At 61.7% G+C, this 18,654-nt stretch carries 19 protein-coding genes; 5 read left to right on the top strand and 14 right to left on the bottom strand.

Annotated elements, in window-relative coordinates; genetic code table 11:
* Positions 1-118: 118 nt before the first annotated feature.
* The 10 genes from BMW66_RS06440 to BMW66_RS06400 form a co-directional block, all read right to left on the bottom strand.
* A complete protein-coding gene (locus BMW66_RS06440; protein WP_093116641.1) occupies positions 119-2,116 on the bottom strand; it encodes a sensor histidine kinase in 1,998 nt (665 codons plus the stop codon).
* Positions 2,109-3,482 (bottom strand): sigma-54-dependent transcriptional regulator, encoded by a 1,374-nt coding sequence (locus BMW66_RS06435; protein ID WP_093116639.1) that lies wholly within the window; start codon positions 3,480-3,482, stop codon positions 2,109-2,111. The genes BMW66_RS06440 and BMW66_RS06435 overlap by 8 nt, the downstream gene beginning before the upstream one ends.
* 34 nt (positions 3,483-3,516) lie before the next feature.
* On the bottom strand, positions 3,517-3,642 hold the full coding sequence (locus BMW66_RS20750; protein WP_281242627.1) for a hypothetical protein: 126 nt from the start codon (positions 3,640-3,642) through the stop codon (positions 3,517-3,519).
* Between the two features lie 61 nt (positions 3,643-3,703).
* Positions 3,704-4,930, bottom strand: a complete 1,227-nt coding sequence (locus BMW66_RS06430; RefSeq protein ID WP_093116637.1) for a formate dehydrogenase subunit gamma — start codon at positions 4,928-4,930, stop codon at positions 3,704-3,706.
* Positions 4,931-5,035: 105 nt separating this feature from the next.
* Positions 5,036-5,629 (bottom strand): formate dehydrogenase FDH3 subunit beta, encoded by a 594-nt coding sequence (gene fdh3B, locus BMW66_RS06425; protein WP_093116635.1) that lies wholly within the window; start codon positions 5,627-5,629, stop codon positions 5,036-5,038.
* Between the two features lie 12 nt (positions 5,630-5,641).
* Positions 5,642-8,536 (bottom strand): formate dehydrogenase subunit alpha, encoded by a 2,895-nt coding sequence (locus BMW66_RS06420; protein ID WP_093116633.1) that lies wholly within the window; start codon positions 8,534-8,536, stop codon positions 5,642-5,644.
* 69 nt (positions 8,537-8,605) lie between these two features.
* Positions 8,606-8,800, bottom strand: coding sequence for a ubiquinol-cytochrome c reductase iron-sulfur subunit N-terminal domain-containing protein (locus tag BMW66_RS06415; protein WP_093116631.1), 195 nt, complete (start codon positions 8,798-8,800; stop codon positions 8,606-8,608).
* A 76-nt stretch (positions 8,801-8,876) separates the two neighbouring features.
* Positions 8,877-9,491 (bottom strand): TorD/DmsD family molecular chaperone, encoded by a 615-nt coding sequence (locus BMW66_RS06410; protein WP_093116629.1) that lies wholly within the window; start codon positions 9,489-9,491, stop codon positions 8,877-8,879.
* 12 nt (positions 9,492-9,503) lie between these two features.
* The gene (locus tag BMW66_RS06405) at positions 9,504-10,124 is read right to left on the bottom strand and encodes a DUF3306 domain-containing protein (protein WP_093116627.1); all 621 of its coding nucleotides are present in this window, start codon (positions 10,122-10,124) and stop codon (positions 9,504-9,506) included.
* A complete protein-coding gene (locus tag BMW66_RS06400; RefSeq protein ID WP_093116625.1) occupies positions 10,124-10,687 on the bottom strand; it encodes a DUF3305 domain-containing protein in 564 nt (187 codons plus the stop codon). The genes BMW66_RS06405 and BMW66_RS06400 overlap by 1 nt, the downstream gene beginning before the upstream one ends.
* Positions 10,688-11,033: 346 nt before the next feature.
* On the opposite strand from BMW66_RS06400, the gene BMW66_RS06395 reads away from it, so the two are divergent.
* A complete protein-coding gene (locus BMW66_RS06395) occupies positions 11,034-12,989 on the top strand; it encodes a 4Fe-4S binding protein (protein WP_093116623.1) in 1,956 nt (651 codons plus the stop codon).
* Here BMW66_RS06395 and BMW66_RS06390 read toward each other — a convergent pair.
* The gene (locus tag BMW66_RS06390; RefSeq protein ID WP_093116621.1) at positions 12,983-13,729 is read right to left on the bottom strand and encodes a c-type cytochrome; all 747 of its coding nucleotides are present in this window, start codon (positions 13,727-13,729) and stop codon (positions 12,983-12,985) included. The genes BMW66_RS06395 and BMW66_RS06390 overlap by 7 nt on opposite strands.
* 62 nt (positions 13,730-13,791) lie before the next feature.
* Here BMW66_RS06390 and BMW66_RS06385 point away from each other — a divergent pair, with 62 nt between their 5' ends.
* Genes BMW66_RS06385 through BMW66_RS06370 form a run of 4 tightly spaced genes read left to right on the top strand, consistent with a single transcriptional unit; the run spans position 13,792 to position 16,270 of the window.
* On the top strand, positions 13,792-13,995 hold the full coding sequence (locus BMW66_RS06385; protein ID WP_093116619.1) for a DUF6494 family protein: 204 nt from the start codon (positions 13,792-13,794) through the stop codon (positions 13,993-13,995).
* Positions 13,992-15,059 carry an Mrp/NBP35 family ATP-binding protein gene (locus BMW66_RS06380; RefSeq protein WP_093116617.1) on the top strand — a complete coding sequence of 356 codons (1,068 nt, stop codon included), beginning with the start codon at positions 13,992-13,994 and terminating at the stop codon, positions 15,057-15,059. The genes BMW66_RS06385 and BMW66_RS06380 overlap by 4 nt, the downstream gene beginning before the upstream one ends.
* A complete protein-coding gene (locus BMW66_RS06375) occupies positions 15,056-15,787 on the top strand; it encodes a biotin/lipoate--protein ligase family protein (protein WP_093116615.1) in 732 nt (243 codons plus the stop codon). The genes BMW66_RS06380 and BMW66_RS06375 overlap by 4 nt, the downstream gene beginning before the upstream one ends.
* Before the next feature lie 3 nt (positions 15,788-15,790).
* Complete coding sequence (locus tag BMW66_RS06370) at positions 15,791-16,270, top strand: DUF6505 family protein (RefSeq protein WP_093116613.1); 480 nt, start codon at positions 15,791-15,793, stop codon at positions 16,268-16,270.
* Between the two features lie 37 nt (positions 16,271-16,307).
* Here the strand turns inward: BMW66_RS06370 and BMW66_RS06365 are convergent, their stop codons facing one another.
* Genes BMW66_RS06365 through BMW66_RS06355 form a run of 3 tightly spaced genes read right to left on the bottom strand, consistent with a single transcriptional unit; the run spans position 16,308 to position 18,531 of the window.
* A complete protein-coding gene (locus BMW66_RS06365) occupies positions 16,308-17,111 on the bottom strand; it encodes an ABC transporter substrate-binding protein (RefSeq protein WP_425441313.1) in 804 nt (267 codons plus the stop codon).
* Positions 17,111-17,833, bottom strand: coding sequence for an ATP-binding cassette domain-containing protein (locus BMW66_RS06360; protein ID WP_093116611.1), 723 nt, complete (start codon positions 17,831-17,833; stop codon positions 17,111-17,113). The genes BMW66_RS06365 and BMW66_RS06360 overlap by 1 nt, the downstream gene beginning before the upstream one ends.
* Positions 17,827-18,531, bottom strand: a complete 705-nt coding sequence (locus BMW66_RS06355; protein ID WP_093116609.1) for an ABC transporter permease — start codon at positions 18,529-18,531, stop codon at positions 17,827-17,829. Before BMW66_RS06355 ends, BMW66_RS06360 begins: the two co-directional genes overlap by 7 nt.
* Between the last annotated feature and the right edge of the window lie 123 nt (positions 18,532-18,654).

The raw sequence follows: 18,654 nt of genomic DNA, 5'->3' as shown, positions 1-18,654 counted from the left end.
GCTGCTTCTATCAAGACATTTGAACCGCAAACGGCGGCGACGTATAGGCCAAAGGTATGCAAGAATCGACTTTGCACTCTGGCAGACATCGGAAACCGCCGCATGTGCGCCACGCAGGTCATATCGCCGGCAGGCGCAGGAAGAATACCGTGCCACCATTCGTTCCGCTTTCAAAAGTGATCGTGCCGCCGGCGCGCGTGACGATCTTGCGGGTAATGGACAGGCCGAGGCCGGTCCCCTTTCCCTTCTTGGTCGAGAAGAAGGGATCGAAGATGCGGTCCTGCTCCTCCGGCGCGATACCCACACCTTCATCCGCCACTTCGATCAGGATGTGGCGGCGACCGGTGTCGTCGTCCTGTTCATCTCGGCTGCGTATCTGGATGGTGCCGCCATCGGGCATGGCCTGGATGGCGTTGATCAGAAGATTGACAATCACCTGCTGCAACTCTGTCTCGTTCATGGCGACATTCGTTGAAGCGGACAGATCGAGCGCGATGTCGATATCGGCGTGGGACAGCCCATGCTGCACCAGAGGCACGCTGGAGCGAAGCACCGCGTTCGGGTCTATGCCCTCCTCGTCCAACTCAAATTCCTCCGGACGGGCAAACCTCAGAAGTTTGGCCACCAGAATGGTGATCGCCTGAATCTGCTCCTGAACAAGGCGGAACTCGGTCTCGAAAGTCTCGACTTCGGGGCCGAGGTTTTCCTGAATCACATCCAGATTCCCCTGGATCACCGCGAGCGGATTGTTGATCTCATGCGCGACACCGGCGGTGATCTCGCCAAGGGCGGCGAGTTTTTCCGACAGGATAAGCTGTTTCGAAGTCAGTTCGATCTGGCGATTGGCTTCTTCCAGATCGCGGGTGCGCATTCGAACCCGCGATTCGAGTTCTTCGGCCCATTCGCGCAGGCGCCGGTCGCTTTCCTGCACCTGATCGAGCAGATCGTCGAGGTGACGCGCCAGACGGGAGAGTTCATCGCCCTGCCCCGCAACGCCGGATCGGGCTGTCAGATCGCCGCGCTCCACCCGTGTGATCGTGTTGTTCATCCTCTCCAGCGGACGAAAAATGCCATGGGAGAACTTGAGCAGGAGCGGAACGCTAATGGCAAGCACCAGAAGGAAGCTGCCCCAGATCATTAACTGCGTGCGCTGTTCGGCGGCGCGGAACGGTGCCTCGAGAAACCCGACATAGAGCATGCCCACACGCTTGCCGAAACTGTCCAGGATCGGCTCATAGGCGGATATGTACCAATCGTTCACCACGAAGGCCCGTGCCGTCCAGATGGCACCGCGCCCAAGCACCTGTTCGCGCACCTCGGCGGACACGCGGGTGCCAAGGGCACGCCGCCCCTCGAACAGTCGGACATTGGTGCTGATGCGCACATCGTCGAGAAAGAGCGTCGCCGTTCCCAGGCTTCCGCCCATCAGGCTCCCGGGTGGGTAGACAAGGGCGTTCATCTCGTCGATGAACCCGAGGTTCCGGTTGAGCAAAAGTCCCCCGACAAGGGCGCCACCGTCCGCTGGCGCGGCCGCGTGAACCACCATGCCGCGCGACTCGCGCGTTCTGTCCGTCGGCACCGCGGCCTGTGTTTCGACAAGATCGATCCGGGCGCGTGATGCCATTTCCTCCGATATCGCGGAGAGGGTTTTGGCGTCGAAGATGTCGATGACGCTGCCATGCTGCCCCTTCAGGGCGTCCTGCACCACCGGCCAGCGCTCGGGGTCGGGCGGCGGTCCGTTCTGCGCCGCGACCCTCGGCGCGCGCCCTTCCCCGACATAGTAGAGAAAATCGAGTCCCATTTCACGGCGCTGATCTTCCAGAAACGCTGCCATACCGCTCCCGTCGCGTCGCGCATCGTGAAAGCGGACAGATTGCGCCAGCGCCGAAATTTCCGCGCCGCGACGCTCCAGAAGCCCGCCAAGGTGTTGGCGCGCCACGGTCAGGTCGCCCGAGACCTTGGCCGTCAGCACCTCGTCGTAGCGCACGCTCCAGTTCTTCACGGCGGTGAAAAGCAGCAGCGGAAGCAGAACAAGAATGGGCAGCAGCGCGATAAGCAGAAGACGCAACCGGACCCTGTAGCCCGCGAAAAGCCCCGTCTTGCGAGGGTCAGCCATGCCACATGCTGAATTTCCGGTCGATGGTGCGGCGCGAGACACCCAGACGGCGCGCCGCCTCGGCCCGGTTTCCACCACAAGCTTCGACCACCGAAAGAATATGCCGGCGTTCCATCGCGTGCAGGGATTCCACCGGCTCCGCCTCCCCCTCCTCGGTAGGTCCGGCGAACTCGGGTGGAAATTCCCCGAGGATCAGTGATCGTTCGATCACGTTGCGCAACTCGCGGACATTGCCCTGCCAGTCGTAGCGCGCCATGTTCAGCAGCACCCGTTCCGTGAGCGGCAGGGGGTCGATCCCGAGTTGGCGCGAAATCTTGCTCATGAAAAGTTCCGCCAGTTCGGGAATATCGCCCACCCTCTCACGCAATGGCGGCATTTCAATTCCGATCACGTTGATCCGGTGATAGAGATCGGCGCGGAACCGTCCCTCGTCGATCGCCATCTTGAGATCGCCGTTCGTGGCAAAGACGAACCGCAGGTTCAGCGGAAGTTCGCGTGTCGCACCCTCCGGACGCAGGCGTCCATCTTCGATCACCCGCAGCAACGCCGCCTGAACGGGTCCCGGCATTTCCGCAACTTCATCCAGAAAAAGGGTTCCACCCGATGCGTGAACCATGAGGCCCGAGTCGTCCGGCCGATCGCCCTTGCCGAAGAGATCCGTGGCAAGCTGCTCATGCGAGAGGGCTCCGCAATTGATCGGAACGAACGGGCGGTCGGCCCTGTCCGACAGCGCATGCAGGGTGCGCGCGGCGATTTCCTTTCCGGTCCCGCTCTCGCCGGTGAACAGTATTGGCGTCTGCACCGCCGCCGCCCGCTCCAGCATCTTGCGGATGTTTTCGATCCGGGGCGAGGTGCCGAGCAGGCGCCCCCGAGCGGCCAGGCTGTCGGACTGAAGCTCATATTTCAGCAGAAAGTTCTCGCGCCGCAGGTGGCGTTCCGTCATGCAGCGTGTGATGGCGTTCAGGATCTGGTTCGAGCGAAAAGGCTTGAGCACGAAATCGGATGCGCCGACCCGCATCGCCTGGATCGCGGTTTCCAGATCGGCATAGGCGGTCATCAGCACCACTTCCGCAAAGAAACCCACCCGCCGCTGGTCCTTCAGCCAGTCGAGGCCGGATTGCCCCGGCATCACGTTGTCGAGGAGCACCAGGTCGAAATGATGCGCATCGAGAAGCAGCGACGCATCCTCGGCGCTGGCGGCGGTCATGACTTTCTTGCAGCGCGGCTCCAGCGTGCGCAGAAGATAATTGCGCATACCCGGTTCATCGTCCACGACGAGAACCGACACATACCGCATCCCGCGGTCTCTGGACAGTTGCGTCACATCCTCGGACGCATCGCCATCACTGGAAGAAACGATGTTCATAGCACAAGACTATATGGGTTTGCGGCAGTTTACATCAATCCAGACGCACGGATGGTCCGGATGTGGCGTCCTGACTGGAAAATCCGGCATAGTCGAGACCGAAATCCGCGGCGACCGCGATCACGGCAACCGCCAGAAAGGCGAAGATCATGCTTTTCATGGTTCATGCTCCCTGAGCATTGACGTATCGGCGCAGGCATTGCGTGTCAGGGTCCATCGGATCACTCCGCCGGTTTATGGTCGGCACCGTGCGCGGTGTCGTCGGTGACTTCTTCGTACCACAATCCGTGGTGTTCCTTGGCCCATTGTTCATCGACCTGACCGCTTCCCATCGCATCAAAGGCCCCCTCCATCCCGACGGAACCGATATAGATGTGCCCGAAAATCATCGCGATGAATACGAAGGCGATGATGGTATGCCAGATCTGCGAAAGCTGCATTTCCTCATGTGGCATGAGGGTTTCCGGCAGCGGCTCCATCCCCAGAATCCCGGGTATACCGAAGGCGTTCAGCTTTTCGAAGGTGGGTGCGAACATCGGAAGTTCGAACGGAAAGAGAAGCGACAGGCCCGAGGCCGAAATCGACACACCGAGCACGACGACACCCCAGAAAATGAGCTTCTGCCCGGCATTGAACTTGCGCGCAGGTGGATGCACCCCCTTGGAAAAGAGGCCCCCTGCCACGGCAATCCATTTCAGGTCATGCTTGTTGGGAATATTGTGGGCGATCCAGAGCACGGTGACCATCACCAGCCCCAGCATGAACGCCCACGACACGTTGTTGTGCACCCATTTGCCTGCAATCGCGAAGGGGGCATAGGCCTCATGACCGATCAGCGGAATGATCGCCATGCGTCCGAACAATAGCGTCAACCCGGTTATTGCCAGCAGGACAAACGACCCGGCGAGCAGCCAGTGCGCAAACCGTTCAATCGCATCAAAGCGTTGAATCGTCGTGCCGGCCTTTTCACCGTCAATGCGGATGCGCCCGCGCAGAAGCAGGAACAGCAGGAGAATCGCGAGCACGCCGAGCAAGAGATACCCGCCATAGGTGGCCAGCGGCCCCTCCCGGAACTCCAACCACCTCATGCCACTGTCCTGAATAACAACCTCGGCGGCCGGGCCCCGCGCCGAAACGCTCAGATCGCCCAGTTCATCGAGCCTCCCATAGCGAAACGCGCGCCAGAACTCGGAGTCGGCCACGCCGCCAAGAACGCCAAGCTGGTCACGTTCATCGGCAGCAGCGGCCGGACTTCCGATCGCCTCGCTGCGGAAACTCTCGTCGATCTTCTGGTCGTTCTGGCGCTTGAGAATATCCTCGAGCGTCTGCGCCCCGCCTGTGGTCGCGCGGGGCCCATCCACTCCCTGTGCAATGGCGGGAACCGAAATCGACAGAACGCAAAGACAGGCGAAAACAAGGTTCAGGAACGATTGGATGATGCGCGACATGGTCGGACAATCCCTTGGTCAAAGACGAAATTCCCGCGGTCGCAACCGCGGGGCTATTCGCGCATTCGGGCGGGCATCCAAGAGCCCGCCCGCAATGCTCCGGCTTCAGTTGGCCTTCTGGTCGTAGGCCGTGCCCCAGCCCCACGCACCGGACCCGAAGCCACGGGCGACCACGCGCTCGCGGTAGATGTTGGACACCACATCGCCATCGCCTGCCAGAAGCGCCTTGGTCGCGCACATCTCGGCGCAAAGTGGCAGCTTTCCCTCGGCGATCCGGTTGCGCCCGTACTTGGCGAACTCTTCGGTGGAGTGGTTCTCTTCCGGGCCACCGGCGCAGAAGGTGCATTTGTCCATCTTGCCGCGCGATCCGAAATTGCCCGCCTGCGGATACTGTGGCGCGCCAAACGGGCACGCATAGAAACAATAGCCGCAACCGATGCAGAGATCCTTGCTGTGCAGCACGATCCCGTCTTCCGTCTGGTAGAAGCAGTCGGTCGGACAGACCGCCATGCACGGTGCATCCGAGCAGTGCATGCAGGCGACCGAGATCGACCGTTCGCCGGGCTTGCCGTCGTTGATCGTGACGACCTTACGCCGGTTGATGCCCCAGGGCACCTCGTGCTCGTTCTTGCAGGCGGTAACGCAGGCGTTGCATTCGATGCAGCGCTCGGCGTCACAGAGGAACTTCGCTCTTGCCATTCTCTTAACTCCTTATGCTGCGCTGATCTTGCAAAGTGTAGCTTTGGTTTCCTGCATCTGGGTCACCGAGTCATACCCGTAGGTCTGCGCGGTGTTGGTCGATTCCCCCAGAACGTAGGGATCGGCCCCTTCGGGGTATTTGGATCTCTGGTCCTCTCCCTGGAACTGTCCGCCGAAGTGGAAGGGCATGAAGGCCACGCCCGGACCCACCCGTTCGGTCACCATGGCCATGACCTTGACCTTGCCACCCTCGGGGCCCTCGACCCAGACCTGAGCGCCGTCCCGCACGCCCAGATTGTTGGCATCGCGCGTATTGATCTCTACGAACATGTCCTGCTGCAACTCGGCCAGCCAGGGGTTGGAGCGCGTCTCATCGCCGCCACCCTCATATTCCACCAGTCGGCCGGACGTCAGGATGATCGGGTAATCTTCGCTGAAGTCCTGCTTCTGGATGGAAGCATAGAGCGTCGGAAGGCGATAGAACTTCCGGTCCTCGTAGGTCGGGTAGTCTTCCACCAGATCGCGCCGGTTGGTATAGAGCGGCTCTCGGTGAAGCGGCACCGGATCCGGGAACGTCCAGACGACGGCACGCGCCTTGGCGTTGCCGAAGGGCGCGCAGCCATGTGCGATGGCCACGCGTTGAATCCCGCCGGACAGGTCGGTTTTCCAGTTGGTGCTCGCGCCGGCAATCCCGTCGATGACAGACCGTTCCTCTTCGGTCAGATCGCCATCCCAGCCCAGATCCATCAGCATCTGCATTGTGAACTCCGGATACCCGTCCTGAAGCTCGGCGCCCGGGTTGGACACACCTTCGGCGAGAAGATTCTCACCATTGCGTTCCACCCCGAAGCGGGCGCGGAACGGCAGACCGCCATCTTTCACCGGCGTGTTGATGTCATAAAGGTTCGGTGTGCCGGGATGGTTCATCTCTGCGGTGCCCCAGCATGGCCATGGCAGACCGTAGTGGTCACCATCGCACGGCCCGCCGCTCGCACGCAGGGTCGTCCTGTTGAACGTGTGCTGGTTGGCCATATGCAGCTTGAGCCGTTCCGGCGACTGGCCGGTGTAGCCGATGGTCCACATCCCCTTGTTGAACTCACGGGTGATGTCCTCGATATTAGGCTCATGCTCGCTGTCCATGGAGATGTTGCGCAGCAGCCGGTCCTCGAAACCGAACTTCCGGGCAAAGCGCGCGATGATCTCGTGATCGGTCTTCGCCTCGAACAGCGGTGCAAAGATGCGATCGCGCCATTGCAACGACCTGTTGGATGCCGTGACGGAACCGCGGGTTTCGAACTGCGTGGCCGCCGGCAGCAGGTAGACGCCATCGGTGCGATCGTGCAGCACCGCCGAGACGGTCGGATACGGATCGACCACGACCAGCATGTCGAGCTTTTCCATCGCCGTCTTCATCTCGGTCATACGGGTCTGAGAGTTAGGCGCATGTCCCCAAAGAACCATGGCCCGCACGTTGTCAGGCTGATCGATGTTCTCCTTGTCTTCAAGAATGCCGTCGATCCAGCGCGACACCGGAATGCCAGTGCGGTTCATCAGGTTGACGGTCTTGCCGTCCTCCCCTTCCGCCTGCTGAAAACGTCCTTTGAGCCAGTCGAGGTCTTCTTCCCAGACTCGGCTCCAATGGGCCCATGACCCTTCGGCCAGACCGTAGTAGCCTGGCAGGTCGTGGCTAAGCACTCCGAGGTCGGTTGCACCCTGCACGTTGTCATGACCGCGGAAGATATTGGTGCCGCCGCCAGACACTCCCACGTTGCCAAGCGCGAGTTGAAGCACGCAATAGGCGCGTGTGTTGTTGTTGCCCGTGGTGTGCTGTGTGCCGCCCATGCACCAGATTACGGTGCCGGGGCGGTTATTGGCCAGCGTCCGGGCCACACGCTCCATCTGGCTGCCGGGCACTCCGGTGACCCGCTCCACTTCGTCCGGGGTCCACTTCTTCACCTCATCACGGATCTGGTCCATCCCCCAGACACGGGTACGGATGAACTGACGATCCTCCCAGCCGTTCTCGAAGATATGCCACAGAAGGCCCCAGATGAGCGCAACGTCGCTGCCCGGCCTGAGCCGGACATATTCATCAGCATGAGCCGCGGTGCGGGTGAAACGCGGATCGCAGACGATCAGCGGTGCGTTGTTCTCTTCCTTCGCCTTGAGCACATGCAGAAGAGAGACCGGATGCGCCTCGGCGGGATTGCCGCCGATGATGAAGATCGCCCGACTGTTGTGAATGTCGTTGAAAGAATTGGTCATGGCGCCGTAGCCCCATGTATTCGCAACGCCCGCCACAGTGGTGGAGTGGCAGATTCGCGCCTGATGGTCGACGTTGTTGGTGCCCCAGTAGGCTGCGAACTTGCGGAACAGATACGCCTGTTCGTTGCTGTGCTTGGCCGATCCAAGCCAGTAGACGCTGTCCGGTCCGCTTTCCTCGCGGATTTCCAGCATCTTGTCGCCGATCTCCTCAATGGCGTCTTCCCAGCTGATACGCTGCCATTCGCCATTTACCTTTTTCATCGGATATTTCAGACGGCGCTCGCCATGCGCATGTTCACGCACGGAGGCGCCCTTCGCGCAATGCGCCCCGAGGTTGATCGGACTGTCAAAACCGGGTTCCTGTCCGATCCAGACCCCGTTATCGACCTCGGCCACAACGGTGCAGCCAACCGCGCAGTGGGTACAGACCGATTTCACCGTATCGACAGCCCGGCCGACAGCATCCTGCGCCCGGGCGCGGGTGACGGTGCCGCCGGTCATGCCAAGGGCGGCCAGTCCGCCGATGGTCAACCCCGACCCGCGCAGGAATGCGCGCCGGTCAACGGATTTATCTGCGACCGCAGACAGAAGCGGCGTCCGGTGCGCATGTAGCGCCATGCCGTTGGTTTTTTTTCTAAGCATCCTCATCTCCCTTCCTGAGCCGGTTTGGTAATGCGCGGTGGCCCGCGCCCTGTCCGGCGGCGATCGCTCTCAGAACCGTGTGGACTCATAGTAGGCACGGGTATGTGCGGTGTCCGACAGTGCCGACGAGGCCGTGTCGGTGGTTGCGGCCTCGGCCTCATTTGATCCGACGGCGACGGCGGCGACAGCGGCTGGTGCCCCGGTCGCGGCCAGTTTGAGAAAATCGCGGCGGTTCGTGTTTTCGTGTTTGGATTTATCCGACATCGGCATGCTCCTCCTCGTAACGTGCCATTTCCATTCAGTGTGCCACTGGTCCCGGGGCCAGCGGCCTTGCATCGTATCAGCCTGCGCCCATCCGGAAGGCTTCGCGCTCGATTCCCATGAATATCCGTCCGACAGTTCCGACCGGGGCATAAAAGACAGAGGTCTTCGCGCCCTCCAGATCGCTGAAGAAATGCGGTGCCCAAGGGGCGATATGACGGTTGAAGAACGTCTGCTGAGAGCCAAGAGAGGCCGGCGCGCCAAAGCGTCCCTCGATCAGGCCCGCCATCATCTCCATCAGGCCGGCAATGTTGTCCTCGGGCTCATAGACGTTCGGCGCGCGCTCGATCTGTCGCTCCGCCATGTCCCTGCGCAGGACCGCCAGAGGCTTCTCATGAAGAAAACCCGTCATGTAGAAGCTGGCATAGGGGAGCAGTTCGCCCCGTCCCAACCCGATGAACAGGTCGTTGAATTCCCGCGTTGCCTTCTTCTGGGTGGTTTTGCCCGCCAGATTTGCGAGCACCGAAACGGACTGCCCGAGTTGCGATCCGTCGCCGCTCAGCCGGGCGCATTGGTCCAGAAGCGCCTGTGACGGGGGGCGCGCCAGAAGGGCAGCGAGAAAATCGTAAAGTTCCGCGCGGAGCCTGTCTTCTTCTGCGATTGCGGCTGGGTCGATCCTGGCTGCTTCGCTCATCTTGTGTCCTTCTTACTCATCGCTGAATGCAAACCGCATATGGCGGCGCGAGACCGGTGGGGAGGGCACGTCTTCGGGGTCGGTAAAGACCGCATCGGCTTGTGCCTCGGTCGCATGTTGATTCGGATTTTCTGCCGCGGGCTCATCGTCGAGAGGCGTGGCTTGCGTGTGTGATGCGGACGCGCCGACAAGATCGTCTTCTGTGATCGCCGCTTTATCGGCCGCCAGCCGCGCCACATGGGCGAACATGCCCTTGCCCACCTCGTAGGCCGTGCTCATCCCCGGCACGATCGTTGCCGCATCGGTATAGTCCTCACCATGATCGACCAGCCCATCGAGGTTGGCCAGAACCGGGTTCGACCGCCACAGCCGGCGCATCGCGCGGTTGCGGAGCCTGTGGGGAACCGCATCCCGCATGAAGACGGAAAAATCGTCGCCCGCCTGCAACCCGTCGGGGTCGGGAAGATCCAGTTCCTTCAGAATCTCCTCATCGCTTTTCTCGGCCTCGGTGCGCGCGATCTCATCCTGAAGACGGGCCTCCTCTTCGGCGCGCCTTGCGGCGGCCTCCGCTTCCGTCTCGGCCTGCACCGCGGCGCGGCGGCGTGACCAGAAATCCTTGCCGTCACGTCCCATCACGACTTCCCCCGAACAGAATTGTGCGGCGCCCGGTAGACATCCGACAATTGCCTGATCCGAGGATCACCCTTGCCGTCCTCAACCAAATCCGTATGCGTGCGGTCGCGCTTGCGCTTGACGAAATCCTCTTCCACATGATGCGCATGAACGAAGTCGCGAACCCAGGAGATCAAGGAAAGCGGCATCGGCACCAGTTCCACAAGACCATCTCCGCTTTCGGCATATCCCTGCCCTTCGTAGGCGTTGGCTGTGATCAACTCGGCCTTCCATGGCATCCGCGCCGCGGGATTCAACTCGTCACGGAAAACAGCATAAACGCTCGGCGTTTTCGATGAGAGAGCGACAAGATATCCTTGCGTATCAGAGGAGAACAGATCGAGTGACAGCGTGGCAGCGTGGTATTCCACGGCGTCCCCTTCGCGCCGCATCTCTTTCCAATCGGCAGGGCCCGCCCCGGGAATGACGGCGACCGGATGCCACGCCCATTTCGCCCACCGAGTTATCCCGGGGTTTCTTCGGACGATTATACCGACCGGCAGGCTGTCACTCACGATGGTCATGGTGTTTTGATTTGCTCCCTGATTCTGCGGTGTATTTGCATACCGTTCTCTTCATAAAGGAATCCCGCGCGCATCCGGTCCAGCCAAAATTCACAAACCGCTCTCAAAACAGCAAATCGCCGCAATGCGGCGGACAAATTGTCCACTTCTGAAGTGGCAGGAGTTCAAATTGAGGGGCGAATTGTCCCAAACAGCTTTTCCTATTGTTTTACTCTGGATTTTTAATTCGGTTTTCTCGCGAATCGCCCTTTCACCATCGCCGAGTCTGCGCCATGAAATTCTAAGGCGAGCGTCAGAACCTGCTGAGACATGACGTGCCTGCGGCTGCAATCGGGGGGAGGGCTCCATGGCCAAACGACTGATTTTATGTGATTGCGCGGGATCGCAATCTCTGGATTCGAATGCTCTTGAAGAGGCCACAGGGGTACGCTGTTCTCGCGTTCATTCCGCGCTCTGCACAGCCGAGATCGAAAGCGCAGCACGTTTCATTCAGGAAGGTGACGCCATTCTGGCTTGCCAACAGGAAGCGCCCCGATTTGAAGAGCTTGCCGCCGAACTGACATCCGAAATACCGCATTTTGTGGATATTCGCGACCGCGCCGGGTGGTCCGACGACGTGTCAGCGACGGCAAAAATGGCGGCTCTGATCGCCGAATCCCAGGTTCAGACACCCACGGCAAAATCGCTGGATGTCACATCAGAGGGCGTGTGTCTGGTGATGGGTACTGCCGACATCGCCTATCCCGTCGCCGAACGGCTGTCTCGGAGTCTCGCGGTGACTGTACTGGTAACCGACGACGAGGACCCCCCGTTGAGCCGCGATTTCGAGGTGATACGCGGTCGTCTCAAACGGGCGCAGGGCAGTATGGGGCATTTCAGGCTGCGCATCGACCAGTTGCAGATTCTTCAGCCTGCGGGGCGCGGGGCTTTCACCTTCACCGCCCCCCGTGACGGCGCGGAAACGGAATGCGATGTGATCCTCGATCTGTCGGGCGGCACGCCACTCTTCCCAGCCCCGCACAAGCGCGACGGATACCTTCGTGCCGATCCGGGTCATGCCGGCGCCGTGCAGGATGCGACATTCGACGCCGCACACTATATCGGCACCTTCGAGAAAACCCTGTTTCTCGCGCTCGACTCGCATCTTTGCGCCCATTCGCGCGCTGAGCAAACTGGTTGCACCCGCTGTCTGGATATCTGCCCGACGGGGGCAATTTCACCTGACGGAGAGCATGTCGCTGTCGATCCGATGATCTGCGCGGGATGCGGCGCCTGCGCATCGCTCTGCCCTTCGGGCGCGATCAAATATGATGCGCCCCCCGTCGGTGCCGTGCTGGCGCGCCTGCGCGCGCTTGCGGAAACCTATCTTGCCGCCGGCGGACAGGCCCCACGCCTTCTGGTGCATGACGACAGCCACGGGGCCGAGATGATCCGGCTCGCCGCCCGTTTCGGGCGCGGGTTGCCCGCCGATGTTCTGCCGCTTTCGGTGGACGCGCTTGCCAGTTTCGGCCATGCCGAGATTCTGGCCGCCCTGTCCATGGGATTTGCGGACATTCGCATCCTTCCCGCCCCCCGGACCGAGCGCGAGCCAATCGCCTCCGAGATTGAACTGGCCGAGGCGATGGGTGGCGCGGGGCGCATTGCTATTCTGGACGTGGGCACCCCCGATGCGATGAGCGATGCGCTCTTTGAGGCCAAGGTCCGACCTCAGGACGCAGCGCCCAAACTTCTCATGGGTGATCGGCGGCAGATCGCCCGAATGGCCGCCAAGGCGCTGATGCCGAACCAGGAAACGCCGGTCCCCTTGTCAGAGGACGCGCCCTACGGCGCGATCGTCGTCGACAAGGACGTCTGCACCCTGTGTCTGTCCTGCGTGTCTCTGTGCCCGTCGGCGGCGCTTGTGGACAATCCGGACAAACCAGAACTGCGCTTTCAGGAGGATGCCTGCCTGCAATGCGGTCTCTGCGCCAATATCTGCCCGGAAAACGCCATCGCGCTGGAGCCGAGGTTCGATCCGAGCGACGACGTGATGAAGCTGCGCACCCTGCACGAGGAAGAACCATTTTGCTGCATCGAATGCGGCGCGCCGTTCGGTGTGAAATCAACCGTGGAGAGGATTGTCGAAAAGCTTGAAGGCAAACACTCGATGTTCGCGGAGGAAGGGGCTGGCCGGTTGATCCGGATGTGCAACGATTGCCGAATCCAGGCCCAGTATCACAGCACCGACAATCCTTTTGCCACGAGAGAGCGGCAGACTGTGCGCACGACAGAGGATTACCTGAGCAAACGCCGCGATCACTGATGCTGAATTTGCGCGCCAAGATCGGCTGGCGGGATCGTCGCCACATAGGCCAGCAACGCCTCCACTTCGCCGAGCGTAAGAACGACAGGAGCGATTGTGGGCGGGCGATTGGGAAGGAAGGGGGGACTCACCCCTTCGACCCGCACGAACGACGGGTGCGGGTTGAGCGTGTAGAACGCCATGAACCGCTGCGCCCAATCCGGCATCGCGCGCAGCCCCATGAACGACAGGGTGGAGCCGATCGTGCTGCGATCCTCCTCGGCGACACGATGGCAGCGTGTGCAATGCGCCTCTGCCACGTCCTTCCCCAGATCAGGATCGCCGTCGAACTCCACCTCCGCCACTTCTGTTTTCCGCTCTGGCGCAGTGAATGGCTCACCCTCCGAAGGCTCGAACGCGGTGATCGTCTTGCGCCCGATATCCGAAAGAAGCCAGTCGGCGAAACGACGCGCGGCGTCATTCTCTCCGGTCAGGGCAATTCCGAATGTCGTCCCGCCGCGCCTTGTCACCGGCCTGCCCTGCCCTGCCCCGAACACCGCATCCGGTGCGTCGCTGACGATCTCGGCGTGGCGCTGGGTCTTGAGCGAGAACCGTGGCAGGATATACTGAACAAGGCCCGAACGCTCCAGCTCCGGCGCGACTGCAAGGCGAAAACGGCGCGCGTCCTGGGTCAACGCGATCCCCGGGATCAAAAGCACGGCGCAGGCGATCAGAATGGCTCGCATGATTTCATCTCCCATGGCAGCAGGTTAGGAATGGGCTTGTGTCATGGCAATCACTCAATCCGGATCGGAGACTCACGATGAACGAAGAAATGAACATGTCCATGCGCAAGTTTCTCAAGCAGGTTGGAGTCACATCGCAACAGGCGATCGAGGCGGCGCTGCGCGAGGCGGGGGCCGAGGCTGACGGAAAGACGCACAAGATCAGGATGGTGCTGACCTGCGACAGCCTTGATCTTGAACATGTTGTCGAAGGAGAGATCAAAGGGAACGCCAGCGAATGAGTGTCACCCGAGAGACCGTTCTGGAGACGTTGCGCACAGTGGAAAACCCGGTCGGCGGCGGCGACATCGTCTCCTCCGGGATGGTTCGTGCATTGACGGTCGATGACGGGAATGTCCGCTTTGTTCTGGAAATCGATCCGGCCCGCGCCAAGGCGATGGAGCCGGCCCGCGATGCCGCGGAAGCGGCGCTGAAGGCGTTGCCGGGGGTTGCGGCGGTCTCCGTGGTTATGACGGCCCATTCGGCCGCGCCCGATCCACCCGACCTGAAGGGGGCTGCAAAGCCGAAGCCGCAGGGCCCGGAAAAAATTCCCGGCGTAGACAGGATCGTCGCCATCGCCTCGGGCAAGGGCGGCGTCGGCAAATCCACCGTCTCTGCCAATCTCGCCACGGCGCTCGCAGCCGAAGGGCGGCGCGTGGGTTTGCTGGACGCGGACGTATATGGCCCAAGCCAGCCGCGCATGCTGGGCGTCTCGGGTCGTCCCGCCAGCCCGGACGGCAAGACCATCCTGCCTCTGCGCAACCATGGCGTGACGCTGATGTCGCTGGGCCTGATGACGCAGGAGGACGAGGCCGTGGTCTGGCGCGGACCGATGCTCATGGGCGCCTTGCAGCAAATGCTTTTTCAGGTGCAATGGGGCGCGCTCGATATCCTGATCGTCGATCTTCCCCCCGGCACCGGCGATGTGCAGATGACGCTGTCGCAAAAGGCGCAGGTTGACGGGGCCATCGTCGTTTCGACGCCGCAGGACATCGCGCTTCTCGATGCCCGAAAGGCGATCGACATGTTCAACAAACTCGGAACACCAATCCTTGGCCTTGTCGAGAACATGAGCGTGCATGTCTGTTCCAACTGCGGGCACCGCGAACACACTTTCGGGGAAGGCGGCGTTACGCGCGAGGCCGAGAAGCTCGGAGTTCCCGTGCTCGCGGAAATTCCGCTGCATGTCGAGATCCGCACCTCCGGAGACGGCGGCGCGCCGGTTGTGGTCAGCAGCCCCACAAGCCCGCAGGCCAGCGCGTTTCGTGATCTTGCCCGGACCCTGATCGCCGAGGGGACGGCATGAACCTGACCCCGCAATTTCCGCCACTGATCAAGGGGCTGGCGGCCGGTCCCGCCAACCCGCTTCAGATCGCCTGTACCGAGGCGGCGCGCGGCACCGATGCCGGACTCCTGCCATGGTCGATCACCGACGACCGTCTCCGCGCGGCCCTCGTTCTGGCCCCCGAGGAGCCGCTGGCGCGGTCGGCGGCCGGATTTCTGGCCTGCGCGGTGGGTCTGCAAAACGCTCTCGGCGTGCTGGTGCCACCAGAGACCGCGGTGCATCTGGAATGGTCGGGCAGCCTTCGTATCAACGGCGGCCATGCGGGCGGCCTGCGTCTGATTGGCGCCACCACCGATCCCGATACCACCCCGAACTGGCTTGTGGTCTCTCTCGAACTGACGCTGAGCCTGCCTGACAGCGATCGCATGGAACCGGGCCAGACGCCGGACTGGACCTCGCTTGCGCAGGAGGGCTGCGACGATCTGGATGCCGTTTCTCTTCTGGAGGGATGGGCACGCCATTCGCTCCGTTGGCTGCATGAGCTTGATCAGCCACAAGGTCGGGCCAATCTTTACCGCCAGTGGAGAGAGCTGGTCTGGCACCTTGGCGAAGAGACACAGGTCACAATCCCAGGCGAACGGCTGCAGGGCACGTTCCTTGGCGTCGACGAGGATTTCGGTATGCTGATCAAACCCGCAGAAGGGAATGCCCGCCTGATCCCGCTGTCCGCATTGGTGGAAAAGGACTGACCCATGTATCTGGCACGCGCAATTCATTTTGACGAAAGCGACATGAACGTCTTTCACTCCCCGGCCCGCACAGGGGAATGGGCTGTTTCCGGAGGGTTCGAGTTTTCCAACTGGTCCGAGGGCGATCTCGTCGGCAAGGCGCGGCAGGCGTTCGCGAATGGCTGGCTTGGGGTGGAAACGTTCGGCCGGGTGACGTTTGTCGCCGTGACCCGGATCGAACCTGCGGAATACGACAGTCTTGCACAGGGGCTCGCCCGTCATTTCGTCGAAATCTACGGCGCGCCCTCGCTTGAGGCGGCCTTGCCTGTCGCGCGCGAGGAACTGGACCAGACGGCCGATCTGTGCGCCGACCACGCCCCCAACACCGTGCTCACCGTGGCGAGGGAGCTGACAGACGCCGGCGTGCGCGAACAGTACCGCTTCATAGAGCCGTCGGAGGCCGGGCTGGACCAGCTCGCAATCCACTCCACCCCCGAAGAATAGGCCGCCCCCGACCTCAGCGCCGGAGGCAGCGGGCGCGTCACTCGACCTTGGCATTGAAGGTAAAGAGCCGCTCACCGTTGAGCGTGTAGCCGTTGATCAGTGCCTTGCCGGTATCGCTGACCAGCCACTCCTCAAGCTGCATCGCCAGATCGTTCTTCACATGAGGATGCTTTTCGGGGTTCACCGGCAGATAGGCGTACTGGTTGAACAGCACCGGATCGCCTTCGAACACCATCTCCAGATCGGCCTTGTTGGCGAACTTGAGCCAGCTGGCCCTGTCGGACATGATATAGGCGTTCATCCCCGCCGCGGTATTGAGCGCCGCGCCCATTCCCTGACCGACCGCACGATACCAGCCTTCCCGCTCGGGATTGAGACCCGCCTCTTCCCAAAGACGTTGCTCCATCTTGTGCGTGCCGCTGGCATCGCCGCGGCTGACAAAGGGCGCTTCGGCGTTGGAAATGGACCGCAGCACGTCAACCGCCGTGTCCGCGCTGCGCACTCCCGCCGGATCGTTCTTTGGACCGACAAAGACAAAATCGTTATACATGATCTCGCGCCGATGGGTGCCGTTGCCTGCGGCGAGCCAGTTTTCCTCCGACGCGCGCGAATGCACAAGCACAGCGTCAACGTCGCCCGCTGCGCCAAGCGCAAGAGCCTGCCCGGTTCCGACAATCAGGAGCTGCACATTGATGCCGGTATCGTCCTTGATTTGAGGCAAAAGGACATCAGCGAGACCAGAATTGGCAAAGGATGTGGTGACCGCCAGCTTCAGGACTTCGGCCTGCGTCGCCGTGGCAATCATCACCGCGACGGTGGCGATAACAAGTCTCTTCAGCATCATAGAAGAAGCCCTCCGGTCAGGTAGGTCTGGGCTTCTCTGGTCTTCGGCGCCGTGAAAAACGCCGTGCCCTCGGCATGCTCCACCAGGCGCCCGTCATGCAGGAACAAGACTGTCCCGGCCAGCCGGCGGGCCTGCCCGATATCATGTGTGGACATGATGATGCGCGTTCCGGTATCGCGAACGCGGCACAGTGTCTCTTCGATTTCCTTGGTCGCGCGCCCGTCGAGATTGGCGCAGGGTTCATCGAGAAACAGAACCTTGGGCGCGCGGATCAGGGCGCGAGCCAATGCCATCTTCTGCTTCTCGCCGCCCGACAGCACCCGCACGGGTTTCTCAAGGTCCACTGTCAGCCCCACCTCATGCGCCGCCGCCTGTGCGGCCTTGCGCGCAGGGCCGCGCGCCACGCCGTCAAGCCGCAAGGGATAGGCGATGCAATCGACAACCGAGCGCCGCATCAGCACCGGCGATTGAAAGACAAACGCTTGCCGCAGGCTGTCGGCATGATCGTCGTCGCACCATCTGATCGTGCCCGATCTGATCCGCTCCAGCCCGTGTATCGCCCGCAGAAGTGTCGTCTTACCCGCCCCATTCGGGCCCATGACGATTACGATCCCCGTATCATCGAGCCGAAAACGGATATCCTGAAGGATCGCCCGGCCCTGCCGGCGCAGGGTCACGTTCTCAAGCTCCAGCCAGCAGGTCTTGCGTTGCCCTACCATCGTGCGCTTCGCTCCGTACGCGAGAGAATGTGAATTGACAGGTTCACGACAATTGCCAGCCCGATCAGGACGAACCCCAGCGCCAGCGCCATGGCAAACTCGCCCTTTCCCGTCTCCAATGCGATCGCGGTTGTCAGAACACGGGTGGCATGGTCGATATTCCCGCCCACGATCATGATTGCGCCAACCTCGCCGATGGCACGGCCGAACCCGGCCAGCGAGGCGGTCATGAGCGCCCGCCGCCCGTCCCAGAGCAGGGTGCCGATGCGCTGCGCCTTGCTGGCGCGAAGCGAAATCAGCAGATCGTGGTAATCGGCCCACAACTCGCGGATCGCCTGATGCGCGACCGAGGCGACAATGGGCGTGATGATGATGACCTGCGCGATCACCATGACGGTCGGCGTGAACAACAGCCCCAGAACGCCAAAAGGCCCGGACCGGGAAAACAGAACATAGACGATCAGCCCCACGACCACGGGCGGCAGACCCATGAGCGCGTTCAACAACGCGATCACGAAGCGGCGGGCCGGAAAGCGGTTGATCGCCAGCCACGCCCCCATGGGTAACCCGATGATCGTCGCGATGATCGCGGCGGTCAGGCTGACCGAAAGGGATAATGCCGTGATTTCAACCAGATCACCGTTCAGCGTCACAATCAGTTCCGCCGCCTGAGCCAGCCCCAGAAGAATGTCATTCATGCCATTTCGGCCTGCTGTCCGTCTTGCTCATCCGCTTTGACTAGCACCGCCTTGGCAGGGATAAAAATGGACAAAATGACCTTGACCGCGCGCAATGCAGACAATTTGTCCAGACCTGCGCCG

Origin of the sequence: Salinihabitans flavidus (genome assembly GCF_900110425.1) — a bacterium.
GTDB classification, from domain to species: Bacteria; Pseudomonadota; Alphaproteobacteria; order Rhodobacterales; family Rhodobacteraceae; genus Salinihabitans; species Salinihabitans flavidus.
Note: the sequence above shows the minus strand (reverse complement) of the source record. Positions and strands in the feature narration are given on the sequence as shown.

Excerpts from the sequence above, each read along its gene's own strand:
- BMW66_RS06410 (WP_093116629.1), bottom strand. The coding sequence starts at position 9,491 with ATGAGCGAAGCAGCCAGGATCGACCCAGCCGCAATCGCAGAAGAAGAC.
- BMW66_RS06415 (WP_093116631.1), bottom strand. The coding sequence starts at position 8,800 with ATGTCGGATAAATCCAAACACGAAAACACGAACCGCCGCGATTTTCTC.
- BMW66_RS06405 (WP_093116627.1), bottom strand. The coding sequence starts at position 10,124 with ATGGGACGTGACGGCAAGGATTTCTGGTCACGCCGCCGCGCCGCGGTG.
- BMW66_RS06420 (WP_093116633.1), bottom strand. The coding sequence starts at position 8,536 with ATGCTTAGAAAAAAAACCAACGGCATGGCGCTACATGCGCACCGGACG.
- BMW66_RS06385 (WP_093116619.1), top strand. The coding sequence starts at position 13,792 with ATGAACGAAGAAATGAACATGTCCATGCGCAAGTTTCTCAAGCAGGTT.
- BMW66_RS06380 (WP_093116617.1), top strand. The coding sequence starts at position 13,992 with ATGAGTGTCACCCGAGAGACCGTTCTGGAGACGTTGCGCACAGTGGAA.
- BMW66_RS06360 (WP_093116611.1), bottom strand. The coding sequence starts at position 17,833 with ATGGTAGGGCAACGCAAGACCTGCTGGCTGGAGCTTGAGAACGTGACC.
- BMW66_RS06440 (WP_093116641.1), bottom strand. The coding sequence starts at position 2,116 with ATGGCTGACCCTCGCAAGACGGGGCTTTTCGCGGGCTACAGGGTCCGG.
- BMW66_RS20750 (WP_281242627.1), bottom strand. The coding sequence starts at position 3,642 with ATGAAAAGCATGATCTTCGCCTTTCTGGCGGTTGCCGTGATCGCGGTC.
- fdh3B (WP_093116635.1), bottom strand. The coding sequence starts at position 5,629 with ATGGCAAGAGCGAAGTTCCTCTGTGACGCCGAGCGCTGCATCGAATGC.
- BMW66_RS06375 (WP_093116615.1), top strand. The coding sequence starts at position 15,056 with ATGAACCTGACCCCGCAATTTCCGCCACTGATCAAGGGGCTGGCGGCC.
- BMW66_RS06430 (WP_093116637.1), bottom strand. The coding sequence starts at position 4,930 with ATGTCGCGCATCATCCAATCGTTCCTGAACCTTGTTTTCGCCTGTCTT.
- BMW66_RS06435 (WP_093116639.1), bottom strand. The coding sequence starts at position 3,482 with ATGAACATCGTTTCTTCCAGTGATGGCGATGCGTCCGAGGATGTGACG.
- BMW66_RS06395 (WP_093116623.1), top strand. The coding sequence starts at position 11,034 with ATGGCCAAACGACTGATTTTATGTGATTGCGCGGGATCGCAATCTCTG.
- BMW66_RS06400 (WP_093116625.1), bottom strand. The coding sequence starts at position 10,687 with ATGACCATCGTGAGTGACAGCCTGCCGGTCGGTATAATCGTCCGAAGA.
- BMW66_RS06390 (WP_093116621.1), bottom strand. The coding sequence starts at position 13,729 with ATGGGAGATGAAATCATGCGAGCCATTCTGATCGCCTGCGCCGTGCTT.
- BMW66_RS06355 (WP_093116609.1), bottom strand. The coding sequence starts at position 18,531 with ATGAATGACATTCTTCTGGGGCTGGCTCAGGCGGCGGAACTGATTGTG.
- BMW66_RS06370 (WP_093116613.1), top strand. The coding sequence starts at position 15,791 with ATGTATCTGGCACGCGCAATTCATTTTGACGAAAGCGACATGAACGTC.
- BMW66_RS06365 (WP_425441313.1), bottom strand. The coding sequence starts at position 17,111 with ATGCTGAAGAGACTTGTTATCGCCACCGTCGCGGTGATGATTGCCACG.